Annotated in this window: 9 protein-coding genes; 7 read left to right on the forward strand and 2 right to left on the reverse strand. The window is 57.3% G+C overall.

Annotation, left to right across the window (positions count from 1 at the left end):
• Positions 1–29 precede the first annotated feature (29 nt).
• Positions 30–680, forward strand: a complete 651-nt coding sequence (locus Q0X47_RS03880) for a TetR/AcrR family transcriptional regulator (protein ID WP_297723086.1) — start codon at positions 30–32, stop codon at positions 678–680.
• A gap of 24 nt (positions 681–704) precedes the next feature.
• Positions 705–1,655 (forward strand): serine hydrolase domain-containing protein, encoded by a 951-nt coding sequence (locus Q0X47_RS03885; protein ID WP_297723088.1) that lies wholly within the window; start codon positions 705–707, stop codon positions 1,653–1,655.
• Positions 1,656–1,687: 32 nt separating this feature from the next.
• On the opposite strand, the gene Q0X47_RS03890 is transcribed toward Q0X47_RS03885, so the two are convergent.
• Complete coding sequence (locus Q0X47_RS03890; RefSeq protein ID WP_297723090.1) at positions 1,688–2,389, reverse strand: RNA methyltransferase; 702 nt, start codon at positions 2,387–2,389, stop codon at positions 1,688–1,690.
• A gap of 23 nt (positions 2,390–2,412) precedes the next feature.
• On the opposite strand from Q0X47_RS03890, the gene pyrE reads away from it, so the two are divergent.
• On the forward strand, positions 2,413–2,982 hold the full coding sequence (gene pyrE, locus Q0X47_RS03895; protein ID WP_297723092.1) for an orotate phosphoribosyltransferase: 570 nt from the start codon (positions 2,413–2,415) through the stop codon (positions 2,980–2,982).
• A gap of 195 nt (positions 2,983–3,177) precedes the next feature.
• Positions 3,178–4,203, forward strand: coding sequence for a class II fructose-bisphosphate aldolase (gene fbaA / locus Q0X47_RS03900; RefSeq protein WP_297723094.1), 1,026 nt, complete (start codon positions 3,178–3,180; stop codon positions 4,201–4,203).
• A 50-nt stretch (positions 4,204–4,253) separates the two neighbouring features.
• Here fbaA and Q0X47_RS03905 read toward each other — a convergent pair whose 3' ends face one another.
• Entirely contained in the window at positions 4,254–5,132 is an 879-nt protein-coding gene (locus Q0X47_RS03905) for an SDR family oxidoreductase (protein WP_297723105.1), read from the reverse strand.
• A gap of 203 nt (positions 5,133–5,335) precedes the next feature.
• On the opposite strand from Q0X47_RS03905, the gene Q0X47_RS03910 reads away from it, so the two are divergent.
• The 3 genes from Q0X47_RS03910 to Q0X47_RS03920 form a co-directional block, all read left to right on the forward strand.
• Positions 5,336–6,160 carry an HAD-IIA family hydrolase gene (locus Q0X47_RS03910; RefSeq protein WP_297723107.1) on the forward strand — a complete coding sequence of 275 codons (825 nt, stop codon included), beginning with the start codon at positions 5,336–5,338 and terminating at the stop codon, positions 6,158–6,160.
• 137 nt (positions 6,161–6,297) lie between these two features.
• Positions 6,298–7,158, forward strand: coding sequence for an exodeoxyribonuclease III (locus tag Q0X47_RS03915; RefSeq protein WP_297723095.1), 861 nt, complete (start codon positions 6,298–6,300; stop codon positions 7,156–7,158).
• 118 nt (positions 7,159–7,276) lie between these two features.
• A partial coding sequence (locus tag Q0X47_RS03920; RefSeq protein ID WP_297723097.1) for a putative Ig domain-containing protein occupies positions 7,277–11,237 on the forward strand: 3,961 nt, incomplete at its 3' end.

An 11,237-nucleotide genomic window follows, 5' to 3' on the forward strand; every position in this document is an offset into this window, starting at 1 on the left:
TTAAGTGTTGGTTTCCAGCGGGAGAGGTTATGGTTGCGGAAAAACGGGAGCGCGGCCCCTATCAATCGGGCTTAGCGAGGCGGGAAGCAATCCTGGACGCGGCTGTTGATTTACTCGCTGAAGTCGGCTACCACGGTATGTCTCTGCGTGACGTCGCCCGTCACGTGGGAATCTCACATCCGGGGGTCATCTATCACTTCCCCTCCAAAGAAGTCCTGTTAATGAGCGTGGTACAGCGCTACGAAACACAGCTAGGTTTTGACCTGGATAGCCTAGAGAGGCTGGACGCGCTGCCGGTGTTGGATACCCTTTTAGAGGTCACCTCACGGCTGAACGAAAATCCCATGATTATCGAAGTGGAATGCATGATGATGGTAGAGGCCTCATCTGAGACTCACCCCGCGCACGATCACTATATGCGCCGCTCCGAACGTTTGCTCACCATGTTAAAGCGGGTTTGGTCTCGCCTGCAGCAGGATGGAAAAGTCGCCGCCACCGAGGATCCGACTCATTTAGCTGAAATCCAGGCCGCCGTCTATAACGGAATCATGATTCACTGGCTTTATGACCGGGAATTCAACGCTGCCTCGGAACTGGCGCATTATTTCCTCTCGATGTTCCTGCCCGAGTATCGCGAGGAACTGTTGCTGCACTACCGGGAGTCCGGCTGGATTCAATAATTTGTACCGATTGGTTTAAAACTGATGAGTTTAGCATTCGGCTCCCTCGAGGCGGCGCACCTACCGGCACGCCGGGGCTTTGACTTTCCCTATGCCCTAGCGATTTTGTCGCGTCAATCCAACGGTAATGTCTACGTGTGGACGACCGCTTCCGACCCCGGGGACCTCAACCAATCTTTTCCTTGGATGTCGGTCACCAAGTTCTTGGTGGCTGTTGGATTTTGGCGCCAATCCCTAGCCACGCCCGCGCTGTCTCTCCATACCTCGGTCGGCTCCCCGGCGGCTTCGGGAGTCAAGCTGGTGGACTTGCTTTCACACTGTTCCGGTCTGCCTTTCGACGCTCCGGTGACCTCACCTGACCAGTCTCGCCTGGGGGTAAAGTTCGGAATAGCCCGCCCTGATGCGCGTGCGATTGCGCCGTTTACTAAGCGAATCTACTCGAACTACAACTTCGAGTTAGCTGGGGCGATAGCGGAAAAGGTCGTGGGCAAACCGTGGACGGAATGGGTGCGAGAAACGGTCTTGGAACCCCTTGGAATGAACGGTACAGTTTTGTCGCATTCCCCGGCGTGGGGCGCGGTGGGTCCGGTGAGCGACTTGGCGCGCTTGGCGGGGGAGCTGCTAAGCCCCGAAACCGGGGTTCTCGGCTTTACCGAGCGCGACCTCGATGGATTCTGTGCCCCGCAGCATCCCGGGCTGCGCGGACTACTGCCGGGATACGGACCGCAAAAAGACAACCTCTGGGCAACCGGGGTGGAACTGCACGGCGTAAAGTCGCCCCACTATCTGCCGGCGTCCTTTCCCCCGGAAGTCATCGGGCACTTCGGCCAGTCCGGGTCGTTCATCTGGGTGGATCGCGCGGCCGGGACAGCCGGGGCATTCCTGGGCGCGCAAAAGTTTGGTCCCGTCCACAAGGCACTGTGGCCCGACCTTAACGCTCAGATTCGTGAGCTTGCTCTCTTGGCGCAGCAGTGACGTGCGGGCTTTTCGGGTTGCGTCCTGGCGGGTTACGAGCTTGCGAGGCTGGTCAGGCGCGGCGGATAGGTGCGCCGCCAAGCCCAGATACTGATGGCGGCCGCGTGGCCCACATTCAGTGACCGAGTGGAACCATACTGCGTAATCTGTACTAATCGTTCCAATACGTTTTGCATATCTGGGGTCAGACCCTGCGATTCTTCGCCGAAAACCATCAGGGTGCGCGGGGGCAGCGTGACGGTTTCTAGCGGTTCGGCGTCGGGGAAATTATCCATCCCCACTATCGTGAGTTCCTGCTCGGTGGCGTATGCCACCAGGTCCCGTACCTCCGGGTGGTAGTGCAGGTGCAGGTAACGGTCGGTAACCATCGCTCCGCGCCGATTGAAACGCCGCCTGCCCACGATATGTACGTGGCGCACTCCCAGACCGTTCGCGGTTCGGATGATGGAACCGGTGTTGAAATCGTGACCGACGTTTTCAATCGCGATTTCCAACGCGGGTTCCCCCGGTCCAGACTGTAACAATCGGTCCAAATCTTCGCTGATCGCCTCCAGTCTCCAATAGCGGTAACGGTCAGGCACATTGCGAGTATCGCCGACCCGCAGTAACTCAGGGTCGTATTGGGAGCCAACCGGCACGGGTCGATCAGCCGGCCAAGGTCCCACCCCCACCGTTCCAGGCGCTAAATCTACCGAATCTGCGGGACTATCCGCCGATATATTGCTTTCATCCACGCTTTACACTTTATGCTTAAAGCGTGAAAAAGAATGATCCGCAGCTAACAAAACTCGCTGAACTTGTGAAAACCCTCTCCGTGGTCCACGGGAAAGTTACCCTGGCATCAGGCAAAGAATCTGACTTTTATGTCGATATGCGCCGCGCTACCCTGCACCATGAGGCTGCCCCGCTGATTGGTCATGTCATGCTGGATTTGCTGGAAGAAAATGGGTTCCCTGTTTCGGAAATCGACGCCGTGGGCGGGTTGACGATGGGCGCCGACCCGGTCGCCACGGCGATGCTGCACGCGGCGGCGGCCCGAGGCTTGAGCCTCGATGCTTTCGTGGTGCGTAAAGAAGCGAAAGACCACGGCATGAAACGTCAGATTGAGGGCCCAGAGGTGGCGGGTAAGCGTGTCGTCGTCCTGGAGGACACCTCGACCACCGGCGGTTCCCCCCTGCAAGCTGCCCAAGCTCTGAAAGCCGCGGGCGCTGAAATCGTTGCTGTCGCCGTGGTAGTCGACCGCGCCACCGGGGCGAAAGAAAAAATCGAATCTGCCGGTTATCCCTATTTTGCAGCGCTGGGTCTAGCGGACTTGGGACTGGCGTAACCTTCCTTAGCGCCAACCCGCCTCGCCCGCCGTGCCGCCGACACCCCTTGTGACGGGGCAGATGACTTTTGCCGTCCAGCCTTTGCTAGCTAAAACCGGGCTGGGAAATCCGCGAAAGACGCGAAAACTGCGCCCAAAAATGAAAGAATGGGACACGTCATCAGACAAACCGACGCTATATAAAAGGAGATAATTGTGGCTCTTGCAACCCCCGAAGTTTATAAGGAAATGCTCAAGCGCGCCAAGGAAAACAAGTTTGCCTACCCGGCTATCAACGTGACTTCCTCCCAGACGCTGACCGCTGCCCTGCGTGGTTTCGCGGAAGCCGAATCTGACGGCATCATTCAGGTGTCCGTGGGCGGTGCGGAATACTGGTCTGGCTCAACGATTAAGGATCGCGTGGCGGGTTCGCTGGCTATGGCGGCTTACGTTCGTGAAGTTGCTCAGAATTACCCGGTTAACGTGGCTATCCACACCGATCACTGCACCGAGGACAAGCTGGCCTCCTGGACCGAAGCGCTCATCGACCTGGAAATCGAGGAAGTGAAGGCCGGCCGCTTGCCGTTCTATCAGTCTCACATGTTTGACGGTTCTTCCATTCCTCTGGCAAAGAACCTCGAAGTTGCCAAGCGCCTGCTGCCTAAGGCAGCCGCGGCCAAGACCATCCTGGAGGTCGAAATCGGCGTCGTCGGCGGTGAGGAAGACGGCGTTGTTGGGGAAATCAACGAAAAGCTCTACACCACCACCGAGGACGGTATTAAGACTGTCGAAGCGCTGGGCTTGGGCGAAAACGGCCAGTACCTGACCGCTTTGACCTTCGGCAACGTCCACGGCGTGTACAAGCCAGGCCATGTCAAGCTGCGTCCCGAACTCTTGGGCACCATTCAGGAGGAAGTCGGCGCGCACTTCAACGCCGGCAACCGCCCGTTCGACCTGGTGATGCACGGCGGCTCCGGCTCCACGGCCGAGGAAATCGCCACCGCTGTGGCCAATGGCGTCATCAAGATGAACGTTGACACCGATACCCAGTATGCGTTCACTCGTCCGGTCGTGGACTTCATGATGAAGAACTACGAGGGCGTGCTGAAGGTTGACGGCGAAGTAGGCATTAAGAAGCAGTACGACCCGCGTGCTTGGGGCAAGGCGGCAGAAGCCGGGATGGCCGCGCGCGTCGTCGAGGCTTGCGAACGTCTGGGGTCTGTTGGCAAAAAGATGAAGTAACCCGCATCTGTCTTACGGAGGGGAGCCCGCCCGGGTTCCCCTCCGTTTTTTTAGTTTGCGTTCCGTTTGGGTTCGGGGTTCAGCGCCCGGGAAAATAGGCGGGAGTCGAACAGGGCGCGCATGAGCCAGCGGGGAGCCAGGCGCGCGCCCGCCATCGCGATTTTGTACCGAACGGTCGGGGTGACCAGGACGCGGCGGTGGCGAGCTGCTTCGATGGCGGCTCTGACGACTGTTTCGGGGTCGACAAAGCCGTACTCGGGCCAGACCGAGGCGTTCATCTGGGCTGATTGGTGGAACTCGGTTTTCATCAGTCCCGGTGCCACGGCGGTGACGGATACGCCGGTGCCGCGCAGCTCGGTAGAAACAGCCTCGCTAAAGAACCGCACCCAGGTTTTCATCGCTGCGTAGGTGCCCATAGCGGTGTAGGCGGTGGCGGAGGAAACGTTGATGATGACCCCGCCGCCCGAGGCTTTCCCCAGTGCGGGCTGGCCGGTCAACTTTTGTAACAACCGTTCCACTTTGCCAGGTGCGCGGCGATGGGTACGCGACCCCATCGCTTGTGCTCCCTCAAACGTCAGCCGGCACAAGGCCCGCACCATCACCTCTAGGGCTGCGTCCTCGCGGTCCCACTTTCCGCCCACAAAAGTTTGCCCCAAACCGAAACCCGCGTTGTTGACCAGCACCGCGACCGGGCGGGAGTCGTCGCGCAGGCGGCGAATGACCGCGTACTGACCGGCCTTGGTGGACAAATCTGCGACCAAAACTTCCGTTTCAACACCTAAAGTGGTGTGAATCCGCTGCGCTAAAGCCTCCAAACGGTCTTGACGCCTGGCGACCAACACGACGTTGAGCGGCTCGGCAGCCAATTGCCAGGCAAACTCCTCACCTAAACCGCTGGAAGCCCCTGTAATCAGCGCCCATTTCGCCACAAAAATCACCCAATCATTGCAATAAATTCTTCTATTGCATAACCTTATAAGTGAACGTTTGAGTTGCCAAAGCCGGCGCGTCCGGTAGTCATTGCCGGTGTGTTCCGGCGTTTGGGTTCTGTCGCCACTTCAGAATCTGGGGACCGAAGAAAATTGAGGGGAACACATTGAAAAGCCAAACAGCTGACAAACTCGAAGCGATGATGGACGCGACTTTCGGCACGAAAGAGGACCGGGAAAAGGAAATCAATCCGGTTAAAAAACCCATCAAATACTGGCTGACCGACATGGACGGCGTGCTGGTGCATGAAACCAAGGCGATTCCAGGGGCGGCAGAGTTCCTGCAAGCCCTGCGGGACAAGGGCCGGGAATACCTGGTTTTGACCAACAACTCCATCTTTACGCCTCGCGACCTCTCCGCACGTCTGGCGGCTTCCGGCCTGGAGGTCCCCGAGGAACGCATCTGGACTTCCGCGCTGGCCACCGCGTCTTTCCTGAAAACCCAGTCCCCGAAATCCAGCGCTTATGTGGTGGGCGAAGCCGGTTTGACCACCGCCCTGTACCAGGCGGGCTATATCATGACTTCCACAGATCCGGAATACGTGGTGTTGGGCGAGACGCGCTCGTATTCTTTCGACCAGATTGCCACGGCGGTGCAGCTCATCAGTAAGGGCGCCAAGTTTATCGCCACGAATCCTGACATGACCGGCCCCACCAAGGACGGCCCCATTCCTGCCACCGGCGCTATCGCTGCCATGATTACGGCCGCTACCGGCAAGAATCCGTACTTTATCGGCAAACCCAACCCGGTCATGTTTCGCACGGGATTAAACAAGATTGGTGCCCACTCCGAGGAAACTGCCATGATTGGCGACCGGATGGATACGGATATGCTGGCGGGGGTAGAGTCCGGTCTGCATACGTTCCTGGTGTTGACCGGTTCCACGCATCGTGAACACATCACGGATTTTTCATATCGGCCTAACGAAGTCGTGGACTCGATTGTCGACATCATCCCGCGAGTGTAACCTCGCGGGGCGAGTCTTTCACGATTGATAGTTGGTGCGCGTTAAGCTCTCGCAAAGGCTGCCCGAAATCAGTCATCTTTGCCCAGGGAAAATGGGAATTCGGTAGACTGGAAACGCTGGTTCTTAGGGAGGTAACGGTGCGTATAGCGACTTGGAACGTGAACTCGATTCGCACTCGCTTGAATCGAGTGACGGCGTTCCTGCAACGCGAACACATCGACGTTCTGGCGATGCAAGAAATCAAGTGCCGCAACGATCAGTTCCCTACTGCCGCTTTTGAAACCGCAGGTTACCAAGTATTTGTTAACGGTTTGAATCAGTGGAACGGGGTAGCGGTGGCGGTGCGCCAAGGGATTAGCGCTCACCTGCTGGGTACTGAGTTTTACGGCGCTATCGCCCAACCGTACTTTTCTGTCCCGCCCAAACCGCCCCAGCTGGAACCACGAGTGTTGGGGGTACGTGTGGCCGGGGTGGAGTGCTGGTCGCTCTATGTTCCCAATGGGCGCGAAGTCGGCCACCCTCACTACCAATACAAATTAAAATGGCTCGATTCCCTGCGTTCCCACGTGATTCGCACTCTGGACACAGATCCGGAGAGTTTGGGTCTATACCTGGGGGACTTCAACGTGGCTCCCCGTGACGAGGACGTGTGGGACATGGCGGACTTTGCCGAGGCGACCCATGTCTCCGAACCGGAGCGGCAAGTGTTTGCCAAGCTCCTGGACCCCGACACGGTCGCCGATGCCGTTACCCTCCACGATGACCTCATCGCGGGTTTGCCCGGAAATCTGACCGAAATTACTCGAAAGTTCGCTCCCGGCTGGACCTACTGGGATTATCAACGTGCCCGCTGGCGGCGTAACCAAGGCATGAAAATCGACTTCGCCTTGGCTACTCCACGCCTGGTTTCGCGTGTGGCCGGCGCGTTTATTGATACTGCGGAACGTGACGGGGAACAGCCCTCCGACCACGCTCCGGTGGTCGTGGATTTTGAATAAATCCTGGTCAGTCTCAAAACGACTCCACTTTTTCCTAAGATTTCTCCCCGCAGTGCCGATGTAAAACATGTAGTGTGAGAAGTAGTTAAGTTTTAAAGAAAAAAGGGGGGCGGGAACGATGAGCATCTTGCGTCGTTTGACTGTCGCGGGCACCGCGTTGGCTTTGACCCTGTTGGGGCTGGTTTTTCCAACTATGGCGGTGGCGCAGGAACGTGCCGCGTTCCCCGGTGCTATTGACCTGCCGACTTGGATTATCGGGGGACGCGAACCGATTGAATCCAATGCTTCTCCGCAGGATAACTGGGTGGTGACCGGGAAAGTCGTTACCTATCTCTCGGGGGAACGCGCTGGCGCGACTGATGATCAGGGTGAGGAGCCCGTTGCTGGTATCTATGTATTTGCCCGCTACCAGGCCAATAATGGGGCGTGGTCGCCGATTTTCAAAGCTACCACCACCTCAAGCCCAACCAAGTCGAAAACTGGGCGGCTCTCGAACTATGCCATCAAAATGCGCGACTTCGTTGATTACAACGGGGAACTGGGACAATTCCGCCCCGGCGAAGGCAAGGCACAGCGTCTCCAGGTGTGGATTAACCCCGAACAGGTTCGTGGATACCGCCTGACTTTCTCGGAACGAACCGGCGGGGTCATCCAAGGTTACTCCACCAGGAAAGATTTCAACTGGACTGCCAGCCAGATGATGCAGTGGGGTTTCCTTTCTGTAGGCCAGAACTCTACCCAGGTATCCCAGGTGAATATCGGTCTCATTAAAGTCGCGGAGTCGCAAGGGGAACTAGGGCTCGACGGGGTAAAGATTGAGCCCTCTTTATCTCAAGCAGGAACCGGAAAAAAGGTTTTGAAAGGCTATGTGCGTTGGGAAAACCAAACCCTTAACAGGGGCGGCGGCAATGCTTACGTGGGGCGAGCGAACATCGCAGATTATCCGGCGAATACCCCGGTCGAAGGCTATGTGGTGGTCGCGGCAGTGAAAAATAAAGACAACAGTGTCGAGGCTCGCTGCACCACTACCACGAACCTATCGAGTGATGACGGTAGATCCCCTAACTGGAAGATTTACTTTAACAACGATGTTGATGTTAATAAAATGAAGTTCCAGGTGTTCAAAGGCACCTGCAACGCGAGTAAAGTCGAACTCAAACCGTTGCCCAAGCGGATGGCCTACTGGAGTCCGTTCCCCACCACGGTTGATAGCTGGGGAACTACGCTTAACGGTATCTCCGGCAGCGCCAACCAGGGTTGGACCGGCACCCGCTGGGAGGACAAGGTTCGGGTACTGTTGCGGCCGCTGCAAATGCAGCTGCTGCCCCACGGGAAAAGTTTGAGAAAGGATTCGGGTACCCAATCCTTCTATGGGGATACAGTCAAAGTGGATTACAGCCGATTGCCGCTGAACACCCCGCTGGTGGCGCGCTTGTACAATGGAAATCTGACCGATAGTGGCTCCGGGAAACCGGAGCAGTACGTTTCGTTTACCGCCGATGATATTGATGGGTCGATTGAATTTCCCGAGCCACTGACTGGCGACACCTTTAAGGAATACTGGGTCGATGTCGTTCCTGAAAAAATCGCCGCCACTGGTAGCCCTGAGCTGCAGGTGTTGGCTTCGCAAAGTTTCCTGTACAAACCGATTCAGCTTGCAATCAGTCCTGGAGTGGTAAACGAAAATGGAAACTTTAAAATCACTCAGACGGCTCCGGATGAGAACAAAGGGGTCAAGCTCACCGAGTGCCAGGCGGTTTCAAATACTGATACCACGGCCGCCACAGATGCCCTGCCCTATAACCTGACGCGGGATACTTCTACGAGCAGTAACGGCTGCACGCTTAGCGGTACACCGGAAAAATCCGGGACTCACTCGCTGTGGGTCAAATTCACCTTCAACGGCACAGATAACAAATCGCACACCATCGTGCAGTATCTGCCTTGGACAGTCGAGCCGCGTCTAAAACCGCAGATAGAACCGGAGACCCCGGATTCTGAGGTGAGCCAGTACTCCCCGCTGGAAAAGTTCCCCGCCGTTGGGGTGCCCTATTCCGGTTTGGTTTCGCCCTTCCCGGATTGGCAAGGCCGGCACTTCACCTATCAGGTGTTCGACACTGACCCGGGGAGCGGCGGCACCCCGCTCGTGCCCGACAAGAACGGGATGGTAAGTCTGGGCGAGAGCGGCTTGAAGTTCAACACGGCGACCGGCCAAGTCACCGGCACCACCCAAGAGCACGAATCTGCCGTTTTCTGGGTGAAAGCCACCGACGAGGACGGTGGGGTCACCCCCGCCATGAAGTATGAAATTCACCCCGGCTCGCCCTTGATTTTGCAGCGTGCCCAGCTGCCCACCGGCACTGGTGGCAGTGTCTACCAGAACGCGAACGGAACCCCCATTGTGATTTGGGTTTCCGGTGGGGAACCCACGGCCAATAAATTGAAGGTCAGTGGTGGTCCTGAGCTGTCCCGCAATACCTACGCTAATGCCGAAATTCTGGGGGTGTATGACGGCGACAATCCCAATAATTCAGTCAATGCAACCAACATTGGCGGGGTGAAATGTGAGATCCAGAATAATACTTTCGGCGGCGGGAAATTTATTCTCTGTTCCGGCACCCCGAGCGTGTCCAAGGCTACGACCTATTACCTGCAGGTGAAATACACCGACAAAAATGGCCGCACCTTGAACGGCGCCAAATACACCCTGCCCCAAGTGAAAGCCCTGACCACCCTGAACGGGTCGGAGGGCTGGATAAAGATGACTTTGCTGCCAAAAATCACGGCGGACACCAACCCCGCCTCTGGCGTAACCAGCACGAAACTGCCCGATGGTACGAAAGGTACCGATTACGGGACTCGGAACGTAAAGTCCTATCTGTCGGGCGGCACCGGGAAGTTCGCGAATTACACTTTCAGCGCTGCCGGTTTGCCGGCCGGTTTGACCATGGACGCCGATGGTGTAATCACTGGCACGCCTTTGGAAACCACCAAGCAAGAAGGGGTGAGTGTCAAGGTTTACCTGCGGGGCAAGGACGGCACCGCGGCGGAACGCTCCTCGACTTCCGTCACTTTCCATCTGTGCATCAAAACTGACCTGAAGGCGACAACAGAAACCCTGTCCGCGACTGCTCAAGGCGGAACGACCTACACTTCCGGCAAGCCGCTGCTGGACGTGAGTTCTGATGCTGGCATTACCGGTGGGGTTTCGCCCTACAGTTACAAACTGCAATACAAGGACGGTAATGGTTCATGGCAGAATGCCACCACTTCCGGGGGCCGCTACCAGGTTCCCAATGCGGACACAAACCATAACCCCTCCGGCCTGTTGTTGGATAGCAACGGCAAACTGGTGGGGGCAACTATGGGCACCGCCGGCTTCCCCCAGCTGCGGGTGGTGGTGACCGATTCTGACCCGGTTTCTTGCCCACGGGGATGTTCGGTGAATGTCGGCTTGAACCTGAAACGGGACGATGACCGGCGTCCGAGTGTGGCCGAGGATGCTTCCATCACGGCGAACGTAGGGGAAAAAGTCACCGGGTTCTTGCCGGTAAACGACCCCTCGGGCACGCCCACGAAATTTGAAATAACCAACCCGTTGAATCTGCCAGAAGTCACCCTCAAGGTTAACGAAACCACCGGGGAGTACACTCTGGTAGCCACCAATCAGGCTGAGGCGGGCAATAAGGGCTCCGTCACCCTGAAAGTCACCGGTGCTAACGGAATGGTAGGCACTGTAACTTTGCGGGTTCACGTGGTGGACCAGCGCACCCCTAAGACGAATAATAATGTCGCCATCAGCCTGGAACAGGGCATTCCGGTTTCCTCCAGTCCTGCCCCGACGAAAGTGACCGGGGCGGTTGACGCGGAGAATTCCCCCGAAATCGAGTGCTTTGTGCCCGCAAACTACACCTCGGCTAACTGCCCCAATGCGCCACAAAAGCTGCCCGGACTGGCCGGGGTCACCCTGAAACCGGACGGGACGCTCACCGGCACCCCGGTTAAGGGTGACGTCGGGGAACACCAGGTTCCCTTGAAAGCGTTGGGTGTGAATGGAAAATGGTCGGCTGAGTTTAGCG

The sequence above is a fragment of the uncultured Mobiluncus sp. genome (assembly GCF_947254095.1).
GTDB lineage: Bacteria > Actinomycetota > Actinomycetes > Actinomycetales > Actinomycetaceae > Mobiluncus.